This window comes from Pseudomonas sp. JUb42, from assembly GCF_024807945.1.
Classification (GTDB): Bacteria; Pseudomonadota; Gammaproteobacteria; order Pseudomonadales; family Pseudomonadaceae; genus Aquipseudomonas.
Genome location: NZ_JANUFD010000009.1, coordinates 154,056 through 178,658, shown reverse-complemented (window position 1 = coordinate 178,658; position 24,603 = coordinate 154,056). Strand labels below are relative to the sequence as shown.

The 24,603-nt window shown below is 57.6% G+C and carries 26 protein-coding genes and 1 tRNA gene; 21 read left to right on the top strand and 6 right to left on the bottom strand.

Annotation, left to right across the window (positions count from 1 at the left end; all coding sequences use genetic code 11):
• Window positions 1–45: 45 nt before the first annotated feature.
• The 3 genes from M2401_RS19280 to M2401_RS19270 all read right to left on the bottom strand — a co-directional run bounded on the left by M2401_RS19280 (window position 46) and on the right by M2401_RS19270 (window position 3,729).
• Complete coding sequence (locus tag M2401_RS19280) at window positions 46–1,395, bottom strand: sodium:proton antiporter (protein WP_259105162.1); 1,350 nt, start codon at window positions 1,393–1,395, stop codon at window positions 46–48.
• A 361-nt stretch (window positions 1,396–1,756) separates the two neighbouring features.
• Window positions 1,757–2,272, bottom strand: coding sequence for a G/U mismatch-specific DNA glycosylase (gene mug / locus M2401_RS19275; protein WP_259105160.1), 516 nt, complete (start codon window positions 2,270–2,272; stop codon window positions 1,757–1,759).
• A gap of 242 nt (window positions 2,273–2,514) precedes the next feature.
• Window positions 2,515–3,729, bottom strand: a complete 1,215-nt coding sequence (locus tag M2401_RS19270; protein WP_310504140.1) for an MFS transporter — start codon at window positions 3,727–3,729, stop codon at window positions 2,515–2,517.
• A gap of 145 nt (window positions 3,730–3,874) precedes the next feature.
• Between M2401_RS19270 and M2401_RS19265 the strand changes: the two genes are divergently transcribed.
• The 3 genes from M2401_RS19265 (at window position 3,875) to M2401_RS19255 (ending at window position 5,848) form a co-directional block, all read left to right on the top strand.
• Window positions 3,875–4,648, top strand: a complete 774-nt coding sequence (locus M2401_RS19265; protein WP_259105159.1) for a helix-turn-helix domain-containing protein — start codon at window positions 3,875–3,877, stop codon at window positions 4,646–4,648.
• A gap of 97 nt (window positions 4,649–4,745) precedes the next feature.
• Window positions 4,746–5,351: an antitoxin Xre/MbcA/ParS toxin-binding domain-containing protein gene (locus M2401_RS19260; RefSeq protein WP_259105158.1), complete on the top strand. Its 606-nt coding sequence runs from the start codon at window positions 4,746–4,748 to the stop codon at window positions 5,349–5,351.
• Window positions 5,351–5,848: an RES family NAD+ phosphorylase gene (locus M2401_RS19255; protein ID WP_259105157.1), complete on the top strand. Its 498-nt coding sequence runs from the start codon at window positions 5,351–5,353 to the stop codon at window positions 5,846–5,848. The genes M2401_RS19260 and M2401_RS19255 overlap by 1 nt, the downstream gene beginning before the upstream one ends.
• Before the next feature lie 10 nt (window positions 5,849–5,858).
• On the opposite strand, the gene M2401_RS19250 is transcribed toward M2401_RS19255, so the two are convergent.
• Window positions 5,859–6,827 carry an MBL fold metallo-hydrolase gene (locus tag M2401_RS19250; RefSeq protein WP_259105156.1) on the bottom strand — a complete coding sequence of 323 codons (969 nt, stop codon included), beginning with the start codon at window positions 6,825–6,827 and terminating at the stop codon, window positions 5,859–5,861.
• A 94-nt stretch (window positions 6,828–6,921) separates the two neighbouring features.
• On the bottom strand, window positions 6,922–7,935 hold the full coding sequence (locus tag M2401_RS19245; protein WP_259105155.1) for an NAD(P)-dependent alcohol dehydrogenase: 1,014 nt from the start codon (window positions 7,933–7,935) through the stop codon (window positions 6,922–6,924).
• 238 nt (window positions 7,936–8,173) lie between these two features.
• Here M2401_RS19245 and M2401_RS19240 point away from each other — a divergent pair, with 238 nt between their 5' ends.
• From M2401_RS19240 to M2401_RS19160, 17 genes are all read left to right on the top strand, one after another.
• Window positions 8,174–9,103 carry a LysR family transcriptional regulator gene (locus tag M2401_RS19240; protein WP_310504139.1) on the top strand — a complete coding sequence of 310 codons (930 nt, stop codon included), beginning with the start codon at window positions 8,174–8,176 and terminating at the stop codon, window positions 9,101–9,103.
• 132 nt (window positions 9,104–9,235) lie between these two features.
• The gene (locus tag M2401_RS19235) at window positions 9,236–9,667 is read left to right on the top strand and encodes an SRPBCC family protein (protein WP_259105153.1); all 432 of its coding nucleotides are present in this window, start codon (window positions 9,236–9,238) and stop codon (window positions 9,665–9,667) included.
• On the top strand, window positions 9,664–10,101 hold the full coding sequence (locus M2401_RS19230; protein ID WP_259105152.1) for an EVE domain-containing protein: 438 nt from the start codon (window positions 9,664–9,666) through the stop codon (window positions 10,099–10,101). Before M2401_RS19235 ends, M2401_RS19230 begins: the two co-directional genes overlap by 4 nt.
• Window positions 10,098–10,562, top strand: a complete 465-nt coding sequence (locus tag M2401_RS19225; RefSeq protein ID WP_259105151.1) for a MarR family winged helix-turn-helix transcriptional regulator — start codon at window positions 10,098–10,100, stop codon at window positions 10,560–10,562. Before M2401_RS19230 ends, M2401_RS19225 begins: the two co-directional genes overlap by 4 nt.
• Before the next feature lie 182 nt (window positions 10,563–10,744).
• Window positions 10,745–10,820: transfer RNA gene (locus tag M2401_RS19220), tRNA-Asn, on the top strand.
• A gap of 184 nt (window positions 10,821–11,004) precedes the next feature.
• Window positions 11,005–11,862, top strand: a complete 858-nt coding sequence (locus M2401_RS19215) for a ParA family protein (RefSeq protein WP_259105150.1) — start codon at window positions 11,005–11,007, stop codon at window positions 11,860–11,862.
• Window positions 11,859–13,208 carry a replicative DNA helicase gene (gene dnaB / locus M2401_RS19210; protein WP_259105149.1) on the top strand — a complete coding sequence of 450 codons (1,350 nt, stop codon included), beginning with the start codon at window positions 11,859–11,861 and terminating at the stop codon, window positions 13,206–13,208. Before M2401_RS19215 ends, dnaB begins: the two co-directional genes overlap by 4 nt.
• On the top strand, window positions 13,205–13,387 hold the full coding sequence (locus tag M2401_RS19205) for a hypothetical protein (protein ID WP_259105148.1): 183 nt from the start codon (window positions 13,205–13,207) through the stop codon (window positions 13,385–13,387). The genes dnaB and M2401_RS19205 overlap by 4 nt, the downstream gene beginning before the upstream one ends.
• On the top strand, window positions 13,368–13,583 hold the full coding sequence (locus M2401_RS19200) for a hypothetical protein (protein ID WP_259105147.1): 216 nt from the start codon (window positions 13,368–13,370) through the stop codon (window positions 13,581–13,583). Before M2401_RS19205 ends, M2401_RS19200 begins: the two co-directional genes overlap by 20 nt.
• Window positions 13,573–13,791, top strand: a complete 219-nt coding sequence (locus M2401_RS19195; protein WP_259105146.1) for an Arc family DNA-binding protein — start codon at window positions 13,573–13,575, stop codon at window positions 13,789–13,791. The genes M2401_RS19200 and M2401_RS19195 overlap by 11 nt, the downstream gene beginning before the upstream one ends.
• Window positions 13,791–15,371 (top strand): ParB family protein, encoded by a 1,581-nt coding sequence (locus M2401_RS19190; protein WP_259105145.1) that lies wholly within the window; start codon window positions 13,791–13,793, stop codon window positions 15,369–15,371. Before M2401_RS19195 ends, M2401_RS19190 begins: the two co-directional genes overlap by 1 nt.
• Window positions 15,372–15,411: 40 nt before the next feature.
• Entirely contained in the window at window positions 15,412–15,966 is a 555-nt protein-coding gene (locus tag M2401_RS19185) for a DUF2857 domain-containing protein (RefSeq protein ID WP_259105144.1), read from the top strand.
• Window positions 15,966–17,351: an STY4528 family pathogenicity island replication protein gene (locus M2401_RS19180; RefSeq protein ID WP_259105143.1), complete on the top strand. Its 1,386-nt coding sequence runs from the start codon at window positions 15,966–15,968 to the stop codon at window positions 17,349–17,351. Before M2401_RS19185 ends, M2401_RS19180 begins: the two co-directional genes overlap by 1 nt.
• Window positions 17,352–18,115: 764 nt before the next feature.
• Entirely contained in the window at window positions 18,116–18,835 is a 720-nt protein-coding gene (locus M2401_RS19175; protein ID WP_409033956.1) for a PFL_4669 family integrating conjugative element protein, read from the top strand.
• Window positions 18,836–18,838: 3 nt separating this feature from the next.
• Window positions 18,839–19,408 carry a DUF3158 family protein gene (locus M2401_RS19170; protein ID WP_259105140.1) on the top strand — a complete coding sequence of 190 codons (570 nt, stop codon included), beginning with the start codon at window positions 18,839–18,841 and terminating at the stop codon, window positions 19,406–19,408.
• 2 nt (window positions 19,409–19,410) lie between these two features.
• Window positions 19,411–19,806, top strand: a complete 396-nt coding sequence (locus tag M2401_RS19165; protein WP_259105139.1) for a single-stranded DNA-binding protein — start codon at window positions 19,411–19,413, stop codon at window positions 19,804–19,806.
• A gap of 342 nt (window positions 19,807–20,148) precedes the next feature.
• Window positions 20,149–22,053: a DEAD/DEAH box helicase gene (locus M2401_RS19160; RefSeq protein WP_259105324.1), complete on the top strand. Its 1,905-nt coding sequence runs from the start codon at window positions 20,149–20,151 to the stop codon at window positions 22,051–22,053.
• 391 nt (window positions 22,054–22,444) lie between these two features.
• Here the strand turns inward: M2401_RS19160 and M2401_RS19155 are convergent, their stop codons facing one another.
• Window positions 22,445–23,299: a LysR family transcriptional regulator gene (locus M2401_RS19155; protein ID WP_259105137.1), complete on the bottom strand. Its 855-nt coding sequence runs from the start codon at window positions 23,297–23,299 to the stop codon at window positions 22,445–22,447.
• 93 nt (window positions 23,300–23,392) lie between these two features.
• On the opposite strand from M2401_RS19155, the gene M2401_RS19150 reads away from it, so the two are divergent.
• The gene (locus M2401_RS19150; RefSeq protein ID WP_259105136.1) at window positions 23,393–24,586 is read left to right on the top strand and encodes a Xaa-Pro peptidase family protein; all 1,194 of its coding nucleotides are present in this window, start codon (window positions 23,393–23,395) and stop codon (window positions 24,584–24,586) included.
• Window positions 24,587–24,603: the final 17 nt, after the last annotated feature.

The following is a 24,603-nucleotide window of genomic DNA, read 5'->3' as shown; positions in this document are numbered from 1 at the left end:
GATCACTATGCGACTTCGGCCGCTCTTGAGGGTTCCTTGTCGGCCTCACCCATCTTTGCGCTGCTTTGTGCGCTCGTAGTGGGCCAGCAGCGGCTGAGTGGTCAGGCCATGGACGAGAATGCTCAGGGCCACCACCGACAGCGTGAGATTGGTACTGGATACGGCGATATCCGGGGCGAGGTCGTGATTCAGAGCATAGAACAGGTAATAAAGACTGCCGATGCCGCGGATGCCGAACCAGCCGAGCAACAGCCGTTGATGACCGCCAAGCAAGGCTCCCCAGGGCATCAGTAGTACGCTCGCTGGGCGGATCAGCAGGAACAGTGCCGCCGCGACCGGTAAGGCGTGCCAGTCCCAGTGCAGCGGCAGCACCACGCCAAGCAGGGTGACGATAAAGACTTCCATGGAGCGCTCGACCAGGCTGCCGAAGGCGAGCATGTCACCGAGCATGATCCCGGCCGCCACCTGGGTTTCCTCCAGTTCCTCGATATCGCCATGGACCGCTTTTTCGGGATCGATATGCTGATGCCCGACCACAGGCTGCACCAGATGCTCGGCGGGCGTTTGCGGATCGGTAGTGGAGTGCACTTCTGCCTGACGCAGACCGAGGCCTGCGGCGAACACTGCAAGGAAGCCATAGCCATGGATCAGTTCGGCGACGACATAGGCCAGAGCGATCAAGGCCAGGGTCAGGTAGTCGTTGGGCGACACCGTGCTGTCGGCATGGCGGGTACGGATCAGCAGGGTCAGGCGCCCCAGCCCACGACCCATCCAGTAACCGCAGAGCAGCCCGGCGGGCACGGCCCAGAGTACGTTGACCCAGAGCCAGTCGCTCAGCCAGGCGTGGTTATTGTCCGGCGCCATCAGGAGCAGCAGTCCGAGGATCACAAAGGGAAAGGCCACGCCGTCGTTGAGCCCGGCTTCACCGGAAAGGCCGAAGCGCACCCGGTCATAGTCCTGGGCGTCGTTGACCTGCACCAGTGTCGCCAGTACCGGATCGGTAGGCGCCAGCATCGCGCCGATCAGCACCGATAATCCCCAGGAAAGCTGCAAGCCGTAATGCAGCACCAGACTGACCCCGGCGATACACAGCACCATCACCGGTCCGGCCAAACCGAAGGCGACCCGCCAACTGCGACTGGTCAGGGGCAGCCGCAGCTTGAGGCCGCTGACGAACAGCGAGAACAGCACCGCCACCTCGGTCAGGTGCTCCATCCAGCTGGCGCTCTGGGCAAGGTCCAGGTGCAGCAGCATCAATCCGCCGGGGCCGATGGCAATGCCCAGGGCCAGGCAGACCACCGAGGTGGTCACGGGCATCCAGCGCAAGTAGGAGGAGGTCAGGGCGAGGATCAACAGGACCGCGCCCAGTACGGCGACCCAGATACTGAAGCTCATGCCCGTGGATACTCACAGGTTGCGCGGGCAGGCAAGGGTATGCAGGTAGGGCTCGGGCAGGCAGACATAGAAAAACCTTGTCGGGTGGAGCGAGGGGAGGCTCTCTAGTGCTGACGTCCGCCGGGCGCGGACGTTCCATCGGCACGCCGGATGGCACGGTGCTCAGGGCTGGCTGCCCTTGACCCTCTCATCCACTCGGGACTGGAACAGCAACCGCAAAGCACCTTTGGCTACCTGGCCTCACATCTCGATCAGTTCCCCGTTGGCCTACCTGCATATCATCGAGCCACGGGTCGAAGGCTCCGATGAAAACCTCGCGGCTTCTCAAGTGCGGCGGCTTGAGCCAGTAGATGCCAACGGTTCACAACGTGGCGAGTCGCAACTCGGTGTAAGCCTCGACCAGTCGATCCAGGTTGAATGAACGGTTCAAGCCGCTGGGATTGGGCAATACCCAGACCTTGGCTTCAGCGAAACGTTGTGCCTGTAAACCCCAGTGGATCTCGCGCTGGCCACTGATGGCGGCATAGGCAGGCTTGCCGAGGAAAGCGATATACGCTGGCTGCCAATGGGCGATTTTGTCTTCCAGCGCTTGCGCTGCGTCACGATATTCATGGGCTTTCACCGCCTGTGCCGAGGTCGTGGCGCGGGGCACCACGGTGGTCAGGCCGCAGCCGAACTCCAGGACCCGATTATCCTCAAGAGGGCTGAGCTGCTCAGAGGTGAAACCTGCCAGATGCAGGGTGCGCCAGAAACGGTTGCTGGGATTGAGGAAATGGCGCTGTTCCAGGGCTGAACTCAACCCGGGATTGAGTCCGCAAAAAACTACGGATAGTCCGGGCGCCAGCAGGTCAGGCAGGCCGGGTGCGTCTTCTTTCATGTCGGCTGCGCCGCTCACTGTGCTGTTACAACAATCGTTTATCGACCGTCAGGCAGGGCATTCTGCCTCAGTTATGGGAAGCGGGTCATGGGTTCAGCAATGGCCACATACTTGGCGACCCTATAGTTCGGTAAACACCGAGTCGTAGGACCGGCTAAAGCCGGTCTTACGGTCGCCCATTGCTGCGCGACATTGTATTTGTCAGGCGCGGGCGCATAAACAGCAGCTCGCCGACTCGATATTCAAACGCCCTTGGTCGACGGCAGCAGAATCGTCAGCACGCCAATCAACGGCAGGTACGAGCAGAGCGTGTACACGTACTCGATGCCATGGATATCCGCCAGATGACCGAGCAACGCGGCGCCAATCCCGCCAAAGCCAAACATCAGGCCGAAGAAAATCCCGGCAATCATGCCGACATTGCCCGGCACCAGTTCCTGGGCGAAAACCACGATGGCGGAGAATGCCGACGCCAGGATGAAACCAATCAGCATGCTCAGTACGCCGGTCCAGAACAGGTCCACATACGGCAGCGCCAGGGTGAAGGGCGCGGCGCCGAGAATGGAGCACCAGATCACTTTTTTGCGGCCGATCCGGTCACCGATGGGGCCGCCAAAGAAGGTCCCGGCGGCAACGGAGCCGAGGAACAGGAACAAATACAACTGCGAACTGGCGACGGACAGGTCGAACTTCTCGATCAGGTAGAAGGTGAAATAACTGGTGAAGCTGGTCATGTAGAAATACTTCGAGAACACCAGCAATGCCAGTACGAACAGAGCGAAGCTCACGCGTCGACGGGACAGACCATGGGTGGCCTGGCTGCCTTGCTTGAGTTTGAACAGGTTCAGGTGCTCGCGGTACCAGCGGCTGAGGCCGAACAGCACGAGGATGGCGAAGGCGGCAAACAGACCGAACCAGGCGACATTGCCCTGGCCGTAGGGGATGACGATGGCGGCGGCAAGCAGAGGGCCGAAGGCGCTACCCGCGTTACCGCCGACCTGGAAGGTTGACTGCGCCAGACCATATCGGCCGCCCGAGGCAAGGCGGGCAACACGGGAGGTTTCCGGGTGAAAGGTCGAGGACCCGACTCCCACCAGCGCCGAGGCCAGCAGAATCGCTGGAAAGCTGCCGACAAAGGCCAGCATCAAAATGCCAATCAACGTGCAGACCATGCCCGCAGGCAGCAGCCAGGGCTTGGGATGACGATCCGTGTGATAGCCGATCCAGGGTTGCAGCAATGAAGCGGTCAGCTGGAAGGTCAGGGTGATCAGGCCCACCTGGGTGAAGGTCAGGCCGTAGTTGGCCTTGAGCATGGGGTAGATCGATGGCAGCACCGCCTGAATCAGGTCGTTGATCAGGTGCGCCAGCGCGCAGGCACCGATCACGCGCATGACCAGTGGGCTGGCTTGGCTGGCAACCGAGGCGGTTGTCGCAGAGGGGGTCGTACTGATGGACATCGCAGGTCTTCCGGACTGTGGAGGAGAGGGCTGTGCGTGGCGTCATGTGGCGAACGGTCGCAGCTCATGACCGGGGACTATGCTAGATTCTCGAGAATTGCCTGTCTCGCGCAGTTCGGGCGTCTACCTTCGCAAAAAGGGCATTATGGTCAAGTCGCAGAAAGAGTTTCTGATCGAAGTGGATCAGCAGGCCTGGACGGTCAGCAGCAGTGCCACCGATTATCCGGAGAACTGGTTCATCGAACCGCACTCCCATACCAAGCATCAGCTGATTTATGCCATCGAGGGGGTCATGGTGGTGTATTCGGCGCTTGACCAATGGACGGTGCCACCCAGTCGCGGAGTCTGGATGCCTGCGGGGCAGGCGCACTCGGTTCGCTGTGTCGGCGCGGTGAAAATGCGCAGCGTATTCGTGCATCCAAAGTATTTCCCCGGCATGCCGACCGAAACCCGGGCGGTGAGCATCTCGCCGCTGTTGAGTGAGCTGATCAAGGCTTCGGTGGACATTGTCCATCCCGTTGATCCTGATTCACGGGAAGCCAGGGTCATGCGCCTGATTCTCGATGAGCTGGCGATCCTGCCGGTGCTGCCCTTGCACCTGCCGCAACCGGCCGACCCGCGGATCAACAGCATCTGCTCAGCCTTGCAGCGCGATCCCGGTGACGGCTCCACCCTGGCGGACTGGAGCGGGCGTTTGAGTCTTGATGAAAAGACTATCCAGCGCCTGTTTCACAAGGAAACCGGCATGACATTCGGCCAATGGCGGCAACAGGCAAGGCTGCTCCTGGCTCTGGAGCGTATTGCCGTTGGCGAGAAAATCATCGATATCGCCGGTGAACTCGGTTACGACAGCCCCAGCGCCTTTACCACCATGTTCAAGAAACAGTTCGGCAAGACGCCCAGTCAGTTCTTCAAGTAAAGGTCAGGTTTGCTGTGGGGCGGCGGGAAGTGGGTTGTCGATTTTGCCAAATGGCAGTAAAGTTATTGCCATCTGTCTCAGTGTGAAGGAGTCAAACATGACTGCAACAGCAGAGAGCCTGGGCGCCCCCAAAGCTTCGCCAAAAGCAGCAAAGGTGAAGGCCGATGGTGTGAAAGCGGTCGCCAAGGCCGCCCCGGTAAAGCGAGTAAAAAAAGCCGTAACCCAGGCCACCGGAGTGGCTTCGGCGCAAGGGCAATATGTCGTTACCAAGGCTGGCGGTCGTCAGCCCATCATCGCCTTGCTGCTGCCTGGCACCAATACCGATGATCGTATGGAAGTTTTCCGTGCCACAAAAACCGGATTCCCACTCAGCTCAGTGGTTGATCTGGTGGAGTCGGTGGATGCCTTCAAGCGCAATAACGTGCTCTCGAAGATCTTTGGTCTGTCCGATCGCACGTTGGCGCGGCGAATGAAGAACAAGGACGAGTCCCTGAGCCAGGAACAGAGCGCTCGCGCCTTGTACTACGCCGAGATACTGGAAAAGGCCCAGGAGGTTTTCGGTACGCGGCAGTTGGCGGAGGAGTGGATGATCAAGCCTGCGCTGGGCCTGGACGGCGAAACCCCCATCGACCTGCTGTCCAATCCGGTCGGTTATGAACTGGTGGCGGACTTTCTCCATCGGCTCGAGTACGGAGTCTATTGATGCTGACCGACCCGTTGAGCACGGACGTTCATTTCTGGCGCCTCGACCAGGCCCGCCATGCCGCCACCTGGAACAGCGGCATCGGTGCAGAAGGCAGTGGCGGGCGCTGGAATCCCAAGGGCGTGCAAGTCGTCTACACCAGTCTCGATGCCGCGACGGCGATTCTGGAGGTGGCGGTACACAAGGGCTTTGCTGCGCTCGACTGCGTGCCGCATACGCTGACGGCGGCGCGGGTGCTGGATCCTTCCAGAATTCATCGGGTTCGCCCGCAAGATATCCCCAATCCCAACTGGCTGATCCCCGGCACCCCGAGTCGCAGCCAGCAAGCTTTTGGCGCGAGCCTTCTGACGCAGCATCCGTTTGTCCTGATTCCGTCCAGCGTGTCGCGCCATAGCTGGAACCTGCTGGTGAATCCGACGCTGGCGCATGGGCTCTACGAGTTGGTGATACAGGAGCGATTCGGTCTGGATGGGCGGTTGAATCCACCGGACTCTTGAGGCAAACACATCACCTGCGGCAAAGCCTTTCGTAATAGGCCTGGATTTCCATCGGGATCATATCCTTGAGATCCCAGTCAGGGTGTTGGGCTACCAGGATTGGCGTCAGGTCTCGTTGTATGGATGACAGATCATTACCTGCGGCGCATCGCTGAGTGACTTCCTTGCTAGCGAAATCCATATGGCGGGCAGCTTCGTCCAGATCTGCTGCAGTACCGACCTGGCCATGTCCGGGAATCACGACTACAGGGTTTGTCGCTGCGACATTGCGGAAAATTTCCCGCCAGTTTGCCGGGTTGACGTCTGTATCTGAAAGTTCAGGAAACCAGGGCATTATCGGGAAGGACTGGGTCTCGAGCAGATCGCCGAGTATCACGACGCCTTGCGCGGGGATCGAGATCACCTGGTCGCCAAGCGTGTGTGCAGGCTTGTAGTAGTTGAGTTTCACTACCCGCCCGCCAAGATCGATTTGTGCTTCGCTGTCATAGACAATATCGGGTGTCACCAGCTTTACACCCTTCATGGCATCAGCCACGCTAAGTTTGTCTGCGAAAAGAGCCTGGAAGGGCGCGCCCTTTTTCAGGAGTTCGTCGCGCTGGGCGCGGTTGTAGATGATCGTGGCCTGGCCTTTGAATACTTGCGCGCCAAAGCCATGTTCAGGGTGGAAGTGAGTGACGGTCAGATATAGCTTTCGATTTCCCGCCAGCTTTCTGGCTTCACTCAATACACGTTGTGCGCTCTCTATTCCCAATCCCGTATCGACGATGAGTGCTGCGTCCGTGCCGACAATAATAGTGATATTGGGCACCAGGAATATGTGCTGTTTATCTTCTATCACATGTACGCCTGGGCTGACTTCAGTGATGTTGTCGAGATTGACAATCTTCTCTCTGGATATATCTACATACTTTGCAACTGCGGCGGATGCGGCCAGTAATGCAAGCATCAAGATAATGGGATTGAACGTTCGGGTTTTCACGGCTTCTGCCTCCAGCGTGAGTCGACAATCTGCCTGAGTCTGGAGGCAGAAAAAGAGTAAGGTTTATGGTTGCGGGCGAATGGGTAGGGCTGCCTTAGCCAACATCGATCACCACCTTGCCGAATGCGCCCTTCGCCGCGTGCCGGAAAGCAGCCGGAGCGTCAGCGAATGCGTAAGAGCGGTCGATCACCGGGCGGATACCTGTCGTTTCGATGAAGCTGATCAAGTCTTCCTGCATCTGACGGCTGCCGACCATCATTCCGGCGAGTGTTTTGGCGCCGCCAATAAGAACACCAGGCTCTACGGCGGCACCTTCTGCAGCGGCACGGCCGCCGACGACCACGATCGTGCCGCCCAGTCGTGTGGCTTCAATAGAGCGTTTCATCGTGCCCTTGCCGCCGACTTCAATCACCAGATCGACACCGCGTCCGTTGGTCAGTCGTTTGACTTCATCCTGCCATTCAGGTGTTTTCACGTAGTTGATGGTCTCGCTTGCGCCCAATGCTCGGGCACGAGCCAGTTTTTCGTCGCTTGAAGAGGTAATGATTGAGCGAAGCCCGGCGGCCTGGGCCAATTGCAGGGCCCAGATCGATACGCCACCGGTGCCCAATATCAATACAGAGGCTCCTGGCTTCAGTCCACCTCTGACAAACAAAGCGTTCCATGCCGTGACGCCGGCACAGGCAATGGTCGCAGCCTCTGCAAACGACAACCCTGCGGGCGCGATGGTCAAGGCGTTCTCATCGGTCACCAGTTGCTCGGCCAAAGTACCGTCAGGCCCTGCGCCGAATTGCGCCGAGATTTTCTCGGGAGCGATCTGGCCATCCAACCAGCGTGGCCAAAAACCGACAATGACATGATCGCCTTTTTTGACTCGCACGACCTCGCTGCCCATCTCGACGACTTCGCCTGCACCATCGCTGAGTGGCACTACGACCTGACCGGCAGGAATACCGTAGTTGCCGTCCGCAATCATCAAGTCGCGAAAGTTAATGGCCGCAGCGCTGAGTTTGACGCGAACTTCATGGGCGCCAAGTTCCTTGGCGGGACGCTCGACCTGTCTTAGAGAATCAATACTTTTACCGGCAACGAGTTCATAAGCATTCATTCGAAATACCTCTCAGGTTGTTGCATCAGATTTAAAGGATGAAATGGCCTGATATCGCGTCGCTACCGTGATGGAAGGTGCGATGAAATCCTGGAGGCGTGTACGCAACAATGACGCTTTATAAGCGTGAATATCGTTCGTTTAAGCCGCCAGGCCTTGGCGTGCCCGGAATATAGAACGACGTATTTAGTGGACGTGAGTGATATTATTGCGCCATTTTGTAGCGAGAAATTCTACAATGGGCATGAGCGATCTGTTTAACGACGTCCCTGCGTTTGTTGCGGTCGTAGAGGCGGGTAGCTTTGCGGCAGGCGCCAGACGCCTTCACTTGTCGCGCTCGGCGGTGGGAAAGGCTGTGGCTCGTCTCGAGGAGCGCCTCGGAGTACGACTGTTTCAGCGCACTACGCGCAGCTTGAGCCTGACTGACGACGGGCAAGCTTTTTTTGAGCATTGCCAGCAGGCCATTGCCGCGCTGATGGCGGGCCAGGCTGTAGTCGAGACCGGTAATAAGGTTGTCAGCGGCACGTTGCGCGTAACGATGCCGGTGCTGTTCGGGCGGCTGTGTGTGGCGCCGATTTTAATACGGCTTGCGGTACAGCATCCGGCTCTGACGCTTGAACTCGATTTTCGTGACCAGCATGTCGACCTCATCGAGTCGGGCATGGACCTGGCCATTCGCAACGGCGCTGTTGGCGCTGGCACCGGCCTCGTCGCCCGACACGTCGCCCATAAGAAGACCCTGCTCTGCGCCGCGCCGTCCTACATCGAGCGTTGTGGCAAACCGCAAGGCCCGGATGACCTGGCTCGACATCAGACCATCGCCTACAGCCGCGATGGGCGTGTGCTGATCTGGCAGTTTTATCGCGACGACGGAACGCTCTGTGAACTGATGCCTTCTTCGCGTCTGCTTCTGAACGATCTCGGCTCCATGCTTGATGCGGTTGTTGCCGGTCAGGGAATAGCCTGGCTACCCGACTGGTTGATAAGCGAAAGCCTCAAGCGCGGCGAGTTGCTGCAACTGCTGCCTGATGCGCCCAGCAGGCTTGAAGACGTTCATTTGATATGGCCGCAAGCACCGCATTTGCCGGTGCGTGTTCGGGTGGCTATCGAAGCGCTGACACTGGGTTTGTCCGGGGTGGCGCGGGATGTTCTGCAAAAGCCTGCGTGAGTCCTTTTTGACGACAGATACCTATCAGGTTTTGGCTGCCACTGTCTGGCTGCCAATGTCGCAGCTGAGAGGCATGTTGACGATATATAATATGCGCACATATGATAAGCCAACTTACAAAAAGGTGCCGACATGTCCAATCGCAGCCACGCCACTGCTTCATACAGCCATGAAACCAGCGCATCAGCCGCTACCGTGTGGGCGCTTTTAGAAGCCGTTCCCCATTGGAAAGACTGGAATGCAGGTGTCTACTCGTGCTCGCTCGATGGCCCGTTCGTCAAAGGCTCGTGGATGACAATGGTGTTGCCTGATCAAGAGGTCATCAAGTCGCAACTGGTAGACGTCAATGAACCTGACGGTTTTACCGACGAAACCGTGCTGGGTGATATCACCGTTCGCGTCAGGCACGAAATCACTGCGCTCCCGAATGGCAACCATTCAATCGCTTATTCGATAGACGTGATCGGGGAGGGCGCCGATGAGATCTGCTCACAAGTCTCTTCCGACTTCCCTGACGTCCTGCGTGCACTGGTGGCCCGTGCAGAAAGTGTGGTGGGTGTATGAGCCAGGGCTGGCTGGGCGTCGTCTCACGCTCGCACGTCTGGCGAGGGGTGGAGGGTGGCTTTGCGCAAGTCTGTCACGGCAAGGTCCAGCCTCTGCGCAGGATGAAGAAGGGCGACATTTTCGTGTACTACTCCCCGAGTGTAGAGATGCAGGGCGCGCCGCTCAAAGCCTTCACAGCCCTGGGGATAATCCAGGACGATGAGGTATTTGAATTCGATATGGGCGAGGGCTTTGTGCCGTTTCGTCGACGGGTTCGATATGCCGTGGCCCAAGAGGTCGCCCTTGATGAAGTGCGTGCTGATCTGGACCTGTGTGTCCCGCCAAACTGGGGCATTGTGCTTCGGCGCGGCTTGATCCCGTTGACCGAAAAAGACGTCTGCACCCTTGCCAGGGCAATGGGTGTCGATCTGGATGAATTGAGGCGTAGTCAATGAAGTCGAAACCGCTGCCAACCCGCCATGGCGGACCGTCAGACAGCCCTGGCTTTTTGCTCTGGCGCATCTCCAACACCTGGCAGCGCGAGCAACGCGCCGCATTGCAGCCGCTGGGCCTGACCCATACGCAGTTTGTCATGCTCGCCGTCACCACCTGGTTCGGCTCGCAAGAGCCCCTGACCCAGGCGCGCCTTTCGCAACTGACGGGCAGCGACCCGATGACCACTTCACAGGTGGTCAGGACGCTGCTTGCAAATGGGCTTTTTGTGAGAGATATCCATCCTACCGATACGCGGGCCAAGATTATTTCAGTATCAGAAGCCGGTCGTGATATCGCACACAAAGCCATAGTCGTGGTGGAGGAGGTCGATCGCAGATTTTTTGCCCCTCTGGGCGAACAGCAATCGAGCCTCGTCACTCTTTTCCAACAACTGCTCGACAACAAATCATCGACAGAATGACCTGTTGCTGATCAGCCGGGCGATACCGGCATTTCTGACGATTTCGCGGCCCCGATCAGAAACACCACAACCTGCATCGGAATGGCCGAGCAACCGGGGATCAATGATGTACGCATAAAATCAGTAAAAAATTCACTACCCGCGCTTGACTTCTCTATAGCAATCAGTAAGATAGCCCTCATTCCGCGATAGCTCAGTTGGTAGAGCAAGTGACTGTTAATCACTGGGTCCCTGGTTCGAGTCCAGGTCGTGGAGCCAGATGCTACAAGGCTTTGAGCGGGTTTTGCAGGATGTTTCAAAAGCCACGATGATCTCCATCGCGGCCACTGAAACACTTTGCAAACCCGCTCTTTGTCGTTTTACACATCTGGTTACAAAGCTTTCGGGTTCTCTGTGCAGGTGCAACCGCTGTCTCTAATCATTCGATTTAGAGGCCAGCATCATGAAAATAGCATCGGTCATCTCGACCAAAGGCGGACCGGGTAAAACCACGGTCACTGCCAATCTGGGCGCGTTCTGCGCCGAATCCAACCTCCGTACCCTGCTTGTCGACCTCGATACGCAACCCTCGTTGTCCTCGTTTTATCGCCTTGAGCATGAAGCGCCAGGCGGCACCTACGAGCTCATCTCGCAAAATCAGACCCGTGCCGATCAGGTCATTTCCCGCACCTACATTCCCAATCTGTCGGTGATCCTATCCAACGATCCTCATAACCAGCTCAGCAATATGCTGCTGTACGCGGCGGACGGGCGCTTGCGCCTGAAAAATCTGGTTGCAGCGTTTGCTGATGATTTCGACCTGATGTTGATCGACACCCAGGGGGCTCGGTCGATCACTCTGGAAACCGCGCTGCTGTGTTCGGACCTGGCGATCTCGCCGATAACCCCGGATATGCTCGCCGCACGGGAGTTTTACCGCGGTACCCAGCAGTTGCTCAAAGACCTGGAGCCGCTCTCGGTACTGGGCGTACACACGCCGCCGTTAAACATTGTGATTAATAAACTCGATGCGACCAACGACGCGAGCCTGATCTATCAGTCGCTGGTCGAGACGTTGGCCGATCACCCCCGGCTCAATCTGCTGAACACCACCATTCCAGCCGCTGTCAGCTTCCGCCGTGCAGCAACGGAAGGAGTGCCGGCTCACCGTCTGGAGTATCGCCAACCCCACAACCGCCGTTCCCCGGCAGCCTTCAGCGTCATTCGTGCCTTGGCCTGCGAACTGTTCCCCGAATGGCGCGGCCACTTCGACAAACTGGCGTTCGAGTTGCTTGGTGCGCACGAGGAGTTGGCATCATGAAGGCGACCGATCTGATCACGCCGCCACACTCCATTGAGGCCGAGCAGGGCGTACTGGGTGGGCTGATGCTGGATAACAGCACCTGGGACTTGATCGCTGACGAACTGGACGCCGCAGACTTCTTCACCAGCGCCCATCGCTTGATCTTTCAGTCGATCCAGTCGCTGGCGACGACGAATGCGCCCTTCGACGTGATCACCATCGCCGAGTCGTTGGCTTCTGCCGACGGCGTCGGCGGCCTGGCGTACCTCAGCGAACTGGCGAAGAACACACCATCGGTGGCCAATATCGAGGCCTACGCACGCATCGTTCGAGAGCGTTCGCACCTTCGCCAGTTGATCGCCCTTGGCTACGAATGCAGCCGCAGTGCTTCCACCGAGCAAGCGCAAAGCCAGCAAGTCCAGGAGGAGGTCGAGCAGAAGTTATTTGCACTGGGCCAGGGCAAGGCGCCGAACAGCTTTGTCGACATCAAATTTGCCCTGATGAATGTGCTGGATCAGGTGGACTACCACTTCAACCACGGCTCGGGCGTTACCGGGGTTCCGAGCGGACTGAAGGATCTCGATGAGAAAACCGGCGGTTTTCAGGATGCCGACCTGATCATCGTCGCCGCACGTCCGTCCATGGGCAAGACCAGTCTGGCGCTGAGTCTGGTGGATACGGTGCTTGGGCAGGACGCCAATAGCAGCGTGCAAATCTACAGCCTGGAGATGCCCGCTCATGCCCTGATGTATCGCCTGCTGGCCATCCTCGGGCAAATGGATGTGGCCAAGCTGATGCGTGGCCAACTGGATGATGACGATTGGGCACGGTTGAGTCTGGCCGTGGCCAAGATCAATCAATACGGCGAGCGCTTGGTCATCGATGACAGCTCTGGCCTGACCCCCACAGCCATGCGTGCCCGGGCTCGACGGGCGGCCCGGCGCTTTGGCAAGCCGCGGCTGATTCTGGTCGATTACCTGCAGTTGATGCAGTGCCCGGGCAAGGAGAACCGCAACCTGGAAATCGCGGCGATCTCCAGTGGCTTGAAAGCCCTGGCCAAGGAATTCAGTTGCCCGGTCATCGCCTTGTCCCAGCTCAACCGCTCACTGGAAAATCGCCCCAATAAGCGTCCCCATAACGGCGACCTGCGTGAGTCCGGCGCGTTGGAGCAGGATGCGGACCTCACCTTATTTATCTACCGGGACGAGGTTTATAACCCCGACACCCAGGACAAGGGCATCGCCGAACTGATCATCGGCAAGCACCGCAACGGTCCGACTGGTGTCGTGCGCACGGCCTTTATTCCCAGCCAGACACGTTTCGCCAACCTGCAGCCGGGTGCCCGGCAGGAGGCGTACGCATGAACAAGCGACCTGTACGCCGTGGCTATTGCAAGGATTGTCACGCCGACTTTGCCCTGCATCGTGCCATCCGCCGCTTCGCCGAAACCATCCCGTCGGATGACGAAGGTGATCTCTATTTCTGCCCTGAATGTGACAGCTACGCCGTCGAGGAGGCCTGCCTTGAACAAGAAGCACAGTGATGACCTGCCGTGCCTGTGCACGGTGGTTTTTGACATCAAGAAGGGGCAGGCCGACGTCGGCCGTTTCATCTACGCACTGGCCTGTCGCGTGGAAAAGTGGCAGGACATCGAAGTCGTCAGCCTGAAAGTGGGCGATCAGCACTACCTCTCGAACTCAACGGAAGAACTCAATCAAGGAGCCGATCATGACCAGTAACTTCAAGGAAAAATTCGTTGTGCGTTTCCCTGAGACCGGCCTCAGGGACCAGGTGGCAACCATGGCCTACAGGAGCAATCGCTCGATGAATGCAGAGATCATTCATCGGTTGTTCCGCAGCTTTGAGCTGGAGCAGGAACTCCAGCGTGCCAATGCAGTAATCGATCGATTGACCGGTGCTTTTCCACCAGGCACGGAGGAGGGTTGATGGCTGCCAAAAACGTCGACCCCAACGACATTAAGGGCAAGCTGCTGCAGGGGGCCTTTACCAGTAAAGGCCCCGCAGTGTCGCAATTGTCTGACCCGATCGCCGACACGCCCATGGTCATGACCCTGGACAAGCTGCGGCCCTACGAACATAACCCGCGTATCAACCGCAACCCGATGTACGACGAGCTCAAGGCCTCGATTCTCAATCGAGGCCTTGAGGCCCCGCCGCCGATCACTCGGCGGCCTGGGGAGGAGCATTACATCATCCGCAATGGTGGCAACACGCGGCTAACGATCCTCAACGAGCTTTGGGCGGAGACTCGCGACGAGCGATTCTTCCGCATCAATTGCCTGTTCCGTCCCTGGCCCGAGCGCGGCGATATCGTCGCGCTTACCGGGCATCTGGCCGAGAACGACATGCATGGCGAACTGACCTTCGTCGAGCGCGCCCTGGGTATCGATCAGGCCAGGGAGTTTTATGAGTGCGAAACAGGCCAGCCGGTGTCCCAGCGTGAGCTGGCCCGGCTACTGGCCGCAGATGGTTACCCGGTGTCACAGCCCCATATCAGCAAGATGCAGGACACCTTGCACCATCTGCTGCCGGCCATTCCCAATATCCTCTACGGCGGTTTGGGCAAACCGCAGATAGAAAAGCTGATCGCCCTGCGCCGTGGTGCGGCAAAGACCTGGCAACAGTATGCCGATAACACTGAAATCGACTTCGCCGGCCTGTTCCTCGAGACGCTTTCGACCTTCGATGGCAATCCTGATTTCAGCGTTGAGCGCTTCCAGGATGAATTAATCCATCAGATGCAGCAGCCTCTGGGCAAGGACTACAACTGGCTCAAACTGGACATCCTCGAAAGCCGGCGGCCCGAGAAAGCGCCGCCTGTTCAGCGTGAAAAAGTGGAGAGGGCAACGACACCCCCGGATCGCCCTCCGGCACCAGCGCCTGAACCGCCACCTCCCGAGCCTGAGCAACATGATCAGCCGGATCCTGCTCCATTAACTGACGAGCAGGCCGAGGCCCTGATTCAGGCTCATGTGGTCACGCCTATCCCTGGCCTGACCCCGCGTACCCAGGCCATGAAGCGCAAGGTCGCTCAGGCGACCGGCGAGCCCATCCCTGACTTCGACGAAACCTGCCTGCAGGCGATCCCGATCCAGGTCGGCGGCCTGCATCCGGTTTCTGATCTTTGGTACATCGAATGGCAGATCGACGAGCCCACAGCCCTGCGGCAGGAAATCTTCGGGCTGGCTTGCGACATCGCCGAAGAGGTTGGGGCGAGTTCAAGGCTCTGCGCCAGTGAATGGGGAATCGGGTTCACCGTTACGCCTGAGCCAGATATCGAGCCTTCGGCATGCAGCTCCATTGCTGATTCAACCCTGCAGCTGCTCGATGCGCTGAGCACTGGCCCGGGTGCACAGCTGGAGCTGGGCCAACTGATGTTAGGCAATCCGGCGCTTTCCTCGCAGCCAGCCTCTATGACCAATCGCCTCAGCGATCAGGCGTTGGTCAAGATTTTCCGCATCGTACGTTTGGCTCGGCGCTTGATTGAACTGGAGGTATCGACATGAACTCACCCACCTATGTTCCGATGGATCAGGGGAGATGGCCATGTCTCATCCCCTGAATCTCGCTATCGCCCTGCAGATCCTCAACGACATCCGTAACGGGCAGCTTCGCAGCTGCCTGGCGATGGGCTTTGCCGAACAGGATCTGAGGGATTTCATCGAACCCCAGTGCATGAGCGTGTTGGTTAACGCGCCGGTGCCCTGGTTCAAGGTAGTGGTCGACCCTGTGGTCCTGCAGCGGCTTCTGGCTCAGGCCAAAGACAGGGAGGACGAGCAGCTTATCGACGCGGCATTAGAGCAGGGCGGCAGCTCGCCGCTGATTCATGAGGTGTTCGGCCTCACTAATAAGGAGATTTCCCTGAGACGCACGATGCTTGGCATCCCCAATCGCAAAGGACGCTGGCCAGCCATCAGCCAGGCCCAGGAGCGCGAGTTGTGGAACGCCTGGGCCAATCTGGTCAAGGACCACCCCATTAAAACTGGCGATGTCAGAACACGATTAAAGGTGGCGATCCAACTGAGCCAGAGATTACCGTCACTCAACCTGACCATGGTCTGGAACACCATTCAAGGCTGGATTGAACAGGATTTGTTGTAATGCCCAATACGTCGCGCCGGTTCACTCCGGGGAATGTCGATGCACTCAATACGCTACTCGACTTTGCATCCGAGCGTCTGGCTACGCAACGCCAGACCTCGTCCAGGACAGGACAACCCGGACGTTCCGGCGCCGCGCCGCTGACGTCGATTCTCGGCAGCGAAAACACCGGCATCCTGTTTACCGGCAACCCCCACGAAGCCGTGCCGCGACGGCTGCTGCTCGACAACCGGCTGACGCCTCTGGAGCGTAATGCCTGGCAAGTGTTCCGCCTGTTGCTCAATGACGACGGCCTGACGTCGTTCCCAACCTATGAACAGCTGCAACCCTATCTGGCGTCGTCTCCCTTTAAAGTGGCCTCCCGGGAAACTGTGGCCAAGGCCCTCACCACCCTGCGGCTGACCCGCTGGCTCAGCCTCGCGGGGCAGGTGCGTGACGAAAAGACCGGGCAGATGAAGGGCAATATCTACCTGCTGCACGATGAGCCAGTCAGCATCCCTGAAGCCATGCTGCTCGATCGCAATTACCTGGAGCTGCTGGGCAACGCACAGCAACATGCCAATAAGTCTATTCGTGAGGTCGCAGCCCATACCCTGGAGGAATTCAGCCAGGATCCTCACGTGTGTCACCACACCGTACCCACCCGCCTGGATGTCCTCCAGCAGCGCATGGCCAGACAGTCCTGGGCCACCGCCAAGCCTGAAAGAACAACTGAGCACCAATCCGAACTCAGCTCGAGAAACTCCGAACTCAGTAAACACCAATCCGAACTCAGTGAAAAAAACCCAGTTCGGAATGGCGCGTCGCCCAGTTCGGAATCCGAACGCAGCCGAAAACAGGGGACTTCCAGCCCAGTTCGGAATCCGAACTCATCTAGTACATGTACAAATACAAATACAGATGTATGTAAAAGCGTTGTACCGCGCGCACACGCGAGCCAGGACGATGGCTATCCATCGCCTTTCCTGGAGTTGCCGCCAGACCAGCGACTCAAGGCGATCCAGGCCTTGATCCCATTGCCTGAGCAATTGCGCCGGGACGTACTCAGCCAGTGGGCGTCAAAACCCCACAGCAGCCTGCGCAATCCGTTTGGCTACCTGCTCGGGATGATCGAAAAAGCCCGTAATGGCGAATTCAATCAGCGACCCCGGCAGCTCCCTGATCGCCCGGCGCCTATGCCGGCAACTACGCCGACGCATGCCGTCAAGGCCGAAGCACCGGTTCATCAGCCCCATTGCCCGAGCGAGGAAAGCCGTGCCCTGGCCAAACAGAAAATGACTGAGATGATGCAGATGGTGCGCGGGCGGCCGTCGAGAGAGGCAGTAAGCCCGGTGGCTGAGTATGCGGTGGACGGAGGGGAGGTTGATTCCAGTGGAATCACCTGACAGCGAGCTAAGGTCTAATTCGAACTTTTCAAACGGCTATGTACCCCCGGATTTTTCCGGATCCGGTTCATTGACCCGCATCAGCCCAGTCGGTCATTCGTTGCTTGAGAAAGTCATGTCAAAGGTATATCTTGTGGTTAGATCGAAAAATAACACTAGATATAGTGTTTTATTCGGTTTTCTCGCTGAGTCTGGCGACCATCAGGTACACGTTTGAAATTCATGATGAATGGAAGGAGTTAAGTTATGACTGACCGACGTCCAATCAACAAAGATGTGAACGTTCCAAAAAAAGGTGGTGGGGAACAACCCCGGTCACGAAATCAGGATGGGCAAATTCGTGATAAGCGCAGCGACGCGGGAAAGCCTCGTAAGTAATTGGTAGAAACATCAGCGGAGGACATTCTGTCCTTCGCTGTATTGCTGCAGTTAAAATGGCATTTCCCATTGCAATCACACCCCGCGCGGCCGTATCAGGAGCGATGGCACGGACGATCCGAGTACGCCGATATAGTTATGAGACATTGAATAGTCGTTACTCATCGTCCCACCATCAACGGTGATTCCACTGGAATCATGCTGCCGAAATGCCACCGTGATTCCACTGGAATCACACCCGAGCAAGCATTAAACCCTCACCCCCGATTCCAGTTTCCGGACTGACAGCCTTCTTGCTTCTCGCAACACTGACCACCTCATTGCAATACGGGAGGTCAGACGTGTCCGAATCCATTCAGCTCAACCTGGGCGCCTTGCGCAGCAGCATGAAGCTCACCCTGCATACCCATCATGCCGCCCGTGTCTGGCATGGTCGAATGGCCAGCGAGACCAAGAACGGCATCATCGGCCTGAATGCCTTTGTCGGCATCATGAACAAGATGAAACGCGGCGCAGAGCAGGACGATCCCTATTCGGATTGGTGGATGATCCGTATCGAGGAAAAGCTCGCGACATCCAAGGCCACGCTCACCACCATCGAGGAGCAACTGGATCAGTTGATGGCTGACCTGCCACCCGCGTTGAGTATTGGCGACAACCTCAATGTCCAGCCGGTTACGCTGCCACTGTTCATCAGTGCGCAACTGGGCTTTATGGCGGTGTATCTGCTGACCCAGTTCGACAACCTCGCCCGACGCCTGTTGCTGGCCCATCACACTGCGCTGATTGGTCGGCGTGATATGGAGCGCTGGATGAATGAGGGCGCTCATGTGCTGCGCAGCCTGTTTGGCCTGGCCCAGCAGTACCGCTTCTCTGGCGCGACCCGTGACGATTTTGCAGCGCAGAATGCCTGTGCGCGTGAAGCCCTGGAGAAGTTCGGTGAGTTGCCTCAGGACGTGCTTGAAGGCACCCGCCGTTCAGAGTTTGCGCCGCCCATTGTTCGCCAGACACCGAAGGTCGATGCCCCACAATCCCCAGAATCAATAGCTGCCCCAGATCCTTTGCCAGAGTCCGTGGATGATGGCGCAGTCGGGCATGAGTCCTGATCCATGGCCTCATTCGATAATCCTGTTGGAACAGCTTCCCGGGCCGAGGGGTCTGCGCCAAAACATGGCACCTTCCGACCCCTGCAACAGGCCGCCTTCTCGACCCTTGAACACGCAGCCTTCCTTAAAGGGCTTTTAAAACCTTTTAAGGGTAAGGGGGAGCTGAGCCAATGGGCGGGTGTTTGTCGGCAGTTGATGGAAGGCCTGATCCAGCTCGCCAACGACGAAGTGCTGCTCCAGGCACAACGTTATCCATTCAGCTTGTTGCCAATCCGCATGACCCGGCAATCGACTGGTGCAGGCACGGTCTTCCTGCGCTGGAGCAGAACAGACCGCAGCAAGATGGGCGTCCGGCTTTGGGACGAACTCCTCGACGACCCGCGCACACCCGCCAACCTGATCGCTGACCTGTACCAGTTGGAGCTGCAACGCATCACGCTGAACATGCAGATCAGCCTGACCCACACCATCTGCCGCCAGGCTGCGGAATGCACCGAAAAAATGGCCCAGGCAGAAGCCATCTATCACCACCGTATCAATCTCATCAACAGCAACCAGACCAAGGAGGCCTGACCATGGCCACGACTTTTTGGGGTGAAGGCAACATCGGCAGCAAACCCGAGTTCAAGGAGTTTCCCAACGGCAACGAAGAGCCGCGGCGGCTGCTGCGCCTGAACGTCTACTTCGACAACTCCTTCCCGCGCAGTGACGGCAAGTACGAGGATCGCGGAGGCTTCTGGGCCAATGTCGAACTCTGGCATAAAGATGCCGAGCGCTACGCCCATCTCTATGCCAAGGGCCTCAGAGTCCTGGTGCAGGGCCGCATGCATCTGGACAAGTGGGAGGACGACGAAGGCGACGAAAACAGCGCCATGAAGGTTCAGGCCAGCCGTATCGGCGTCTTGCCGCATCGGGTCGAGAGCATCGTACTCGCTGCACCAGAGCATGCGGCTGCTGAGCCGGAGTCTTGAAACTGGCATAAAAATCGCCCCGAGCGTGGAGCTTCCGATGGAATTGAAGCTTCGCGCTCGGCGAGTTTCAGGTGCCGCGAAACTTTTTCAGGGCAGGGCAAGCAAGGGTGATTCCACTGGAATCATAGTGGCGTTCAGGCATTATGATTCCAGTGGAATCACCTCTCACCCGAGCAAACCACGCTCGCTGACAAATCGCGTTACCCGTCATACCTATCGCGAATGCGGACTCTTGGCCGCTGCTCTTCACCCGCCATCAATTCATTCCATGAAACCTTACCCATGAAACTACGACGCCCCCCGTTGCTTAAGCGAGTGGTCTAAGACGGCTATGACTACGGTCTGTTATTGACCTTCATCGAAGGCGCCAATCGCGTGCTACTGCAGCGTCAGGGCTATTTCATGCGCCGCGCCGAACATCCTCAGCACAAGGCCTGGCGCATCCCAAAAGGCCGTATGCATAGCGACCCTGACGGGCTCTTCAACGAACTGACAGCGCTGACCACCATCCGCTTCGCCGAGACGCCTGAGAGCTTTTTGACGAAGCTGGATGAGGCCCGTAGTCACTGCCAGCGGGATGCTTTCATCTGGGGCATGCGCCTTCGGTTGGCGCCGTTGGTGGACGGGGGCGTGCTGGTCAGCGGTGACTATCACCCGGGCGTAGTCGCAGTCTGTAAACGCATGCACGGTCGTTACCTGTCGCAGATGCGTGCATGGCAGCTGTCTGGCACTGCCGAGGTGGTGAAGCTCAACCTCATTGACGAGTTGGGCTTTGCCGATGATCAGATTGAAACCCTGATGACGCTGCAACAGTTGCATAGCGACGGTTCGCTCGCGCCAGTCAAAAACAGCGATGGCATCCATCTGGGCGGCGACTATCCCGAAGCCGGCGCGCAACAGCCAGAGGATGAGAACTCCAAGGACATCTTTCTCGCCAGCATTGGCGAAATTCAGCGCACCGCCTGGACTGAACAAAGCATCGCCCAGGCCCTGCAAGATTTCTCGCTATACGATTACCAACACTACGGCGTGCGCCATCTGTTATTGCGCAATAGCGCGTTGCTGGCCGATGACATGGGCCTGGGAAAAACCCGCCAGGCGATCGTTGCCGCGTACCTGCAGGCGGCTGGAAGGCCGATCATGATCGTTTGCCTGGTGAGCTTGATCATCAACTGGGAGCGGGAGATTCTCGCCGTTTTGCCCGACGCGAAAGTTTCCCGCCAACAAGCGGATTCCGAGGCCGATTGGGTACTGGTCAATTACGAGCGACTGGCGGATTTCGTCCAGGACGCCGGCCGCTACGCAGTGCTCCTCATCGACGAAGCCCACCGCCTGAAAGAACCCACCGCACTCTGGACCCGTCACGCCTTCGACATCGCCGCCCAGGTCCCGTATCGCTATCTGCTGACCGGCACCCCGGTGCTCAACCGCGAAACCGAACTGCACACTCTGTTACGCCTCTCCGGCCATAACATCGGGCAGATGCCGCTCAAAGCCTTCTGCAAGGAATTCACCGGCAGCACGGAGTTCCGCCATGCATTGCGCGGGCAACTCTCAGACTGGATGCTACGCCGACGCAAGGACGTATTGCCCCAGCTCAAGGGCAAACAACGTCAGCAACTCACCCTGGCCCTGACCGACGCCCAGCGCACGCAATACGACGCCATCTTCCATGGTTCCGAACCTGTACTGGCCCGCATCGGCAAACTGCGGGTCCTCTTGGAAGGGTTCAAACTCGCGACAATCATCGCCCTGATCCAGGAGCTGGATGTCGAGGACAAGGTCATCGTCTTCTGCGAATTCAAAGACAGCGTCGCCACCCTGAAAAGCGAATGCGAGGCTCTGGGCGTAGCCAGCGTCACCCTGATCGGCAGCGACTCGGTAACCAAACGCCAGAAAGCCATCGACCGCTTCCAGAACGACCCCGACACCCGGGTATTTATCGGCACCACCTCGGCAGCCGGTACCGGCAATAACCTCACCGCAGCCAACTACGTGATGTTCGCCAGCCAGCCGTGGACGCCTGCGCAACAGGATCAGGCCGAGGACCGGGCATATCGGAATGGGCAGTTGCGGTTGGTGCTGGTGAAGATTTTGATGGTCGAGAATAGTATCGATCAGCAGCTTTGGGGGATGTTGGAGGGGAAGAGGGCGTTGGCGCGGGATTTGGTGGAGTCGGAGGATGATGTGAGCAAGGCGCATCAGGTGTTGGCTGAGGTGCTGCTGACCTCGGCCAGCTTAGGCTAAACGTAAAACGAATGAAGGTAGCTGGCGCTGAGCATTAAGGTTAATCCGTCGTTTTTCGAAGCGCCGGAGCTCAAAAAATATGCACATACCTTTAGGATCAATATAAATCAGCAATCGCAGATTATTACTGGTCCTTGGGGTTCCGGACATCGGCCGATAAGGCTCGCAAAAAAAGTCTCGCTTGGTCATACGGATAAGTTTTAAACATAATCTGCTGGCGATTCCCACTCGCAAAGATGAGACCGCCTACAACTTCTTCAGCCAATCTACTTTCGAAATGAATTCGAGAGGCTGTAGTCTTTAGCCGCCCGCCATGCTCATTTCGACTTGCCGCTGACGCGCGGCAGGTTGATCGGAGCATGCCTAGAATTGCAAGCGGCGATACTCGAGCTTATGTTACCGACCACCATGCTTCGGCAAGTCTTAGCCTCAAGCGTTCGGCATCCTTCGACCTGATGGCTGATGAGGTGATTATCTCGAATTGCATGACTTGTGACGACGGTAAGTCCTGACGCATCAGCCGCCCCAACTCTTGCTTCTCGGTCACGAGGGAAACTGGGAGTAGGGCTGAACCGAATCCTGCACATACTGCGTCAGTTAAGGTGCTGATGCTGGTGGATTCAAAAACGGTTGTGTGTTGTGTTTCCAATGAGTTGAGGGTGGCGAGGGTCATATCTCGCAAGATGCAATCAGTGGAAAGCAGTGCGATTCTCTCAATGTCGTTATCAACTTTTGGTTTGCCGAACCAGCCGACACTTTCTGTCCATAATACGTCATTGGATCCTTTGTTGATCTCGCAGGCGACAATGGCGATGTCCATGTCACCTGCTTTGACCCGTCCTCGCAAAAGACGACTGGGTTCGAGAACCACTTTGGGGTCAATGAGCGGAAACTCATTGTTCAGTAGCGGCAGGAGTTTGTGAATCAGTGCCGGTCCGTAGTCAGCAGGCGCACCGAAGCTCACTACACCACTCATTTCGTCGCGGCGCAGATCGGCAAGAAGCAGGTTGTTCGTGCGCAGAAGCGATTCGCCATGCGCACGGACGGTTCTTCCGGCATCGGTCAGAGTGATCCCTTGATTGTTACGCTCCAGAATCCTGCGTCCCAGAACCTCCTCCAAACGCTTGAGCTGCATGCTGATTGCTGAAGGCGATTTGTGTAGCTGCGCTGCTGCTGTTTTCTGGCAACCCGTGGTCACTACCGTGAGAAATGTTTTGATCAGCTCAAGGTCCAGCGCTGTGTTCATCATTCAACTTCCTTGAAGTACTTGTTTAAATGGTTTCGATTGAGTGAATGATACGCAGCCGTTATGGTTTTATAAAGCCTACGGAGAACGGCAATGAACCTTTCCTTGATCAATCCCAAAGAAGTCACCGTGCGTGCGTACCGTTTGGACCGGACCCGGCAAATGCTTGCTCGCCACGGTATGGACGCGGCGATTCTGTTCGATCCCCTCAACCTGCGTTACGCGACCGGGTGCCGCAATATGCAGGTCTGGACCGCGCATCATTTTTCCCGATACGTATTTGTGCCTGTGGTCGGCCCGGTGGTGCTGTTCGACTACGGAGGCGCCATGCACCTATCGGATAATCTGGAAACCATTAGTGAAACACGCCCGGCTAGATCCTGGGACTACTTCGGCTCCGGCGAGCGGTCTTTCGAGCATGCAGGTGCCTGGGCGAATGAAGTGACTGATTTGCTTTATGAGACCTGCGGTTCTGGCGCAGTGCTGGGTATTGACCGTGCGGATATGCTGCCTTCGCGAGCCCTTGAGAGACTCGGTGTGGAGGTCAGAGATGCGAAGGCGCCGCTGGAAATTGCCAAGTCGATTAAGTCGCCTTATGAAGTCGAGGTCATCAAGCGATCGATGTCAGTATGCAGTGACGCCATCACCTTCATGCGTGAACATGCTGTTCCGGGCGTCACCGAGAATTATCTGCTGTCTCTGGTGAACCAGTTCAATATCGAACATGGTGGCGAATACCAGGAAACCCGACTTCTGGTATCCGGCCAACACACTAATCCTTGGTTTACGGAAACCTCCGACAAAGTTGTTACGGCCGGTGAAATGCTGGTGTTTGACAGCGACCTCATCGGGCCTGACGGTATCTTCACTGATCAGACGCGCTCATTTGTCATAGGGGATGGGCACGCCACTGACAGGCAGCGCCATCTTTATTCTCAGGCACATGAACAGCTGATGCACAACATTGGCTTGCTCAAACCAGGACTTGAGTTTTCCGATTTCATCGACAAGTCCTGGAAGATGCATGATATCTACCTGCCCAATCGCTACGCTGAGATGGTCCATGGCATTGGCTTTGGCGTGGAGTTCCCAGTCGTGTATTACCCGGATGATGCTGCGACCTGGCAATACAACGGTCGTTTTGAAGCCGGCATGACGGTTTGCGTTGAAAGCTATATCGGCAAGGTTGGTGCAGAGGAGGGCGTTAAGCTTGAGCAACCAATCCTGATCACAGAGCAGGGCCCCGTGCCACTTTCGAACCTCGCATTCGAAGAACACTACCTCTGATCTCCGTTGCGCTGTTT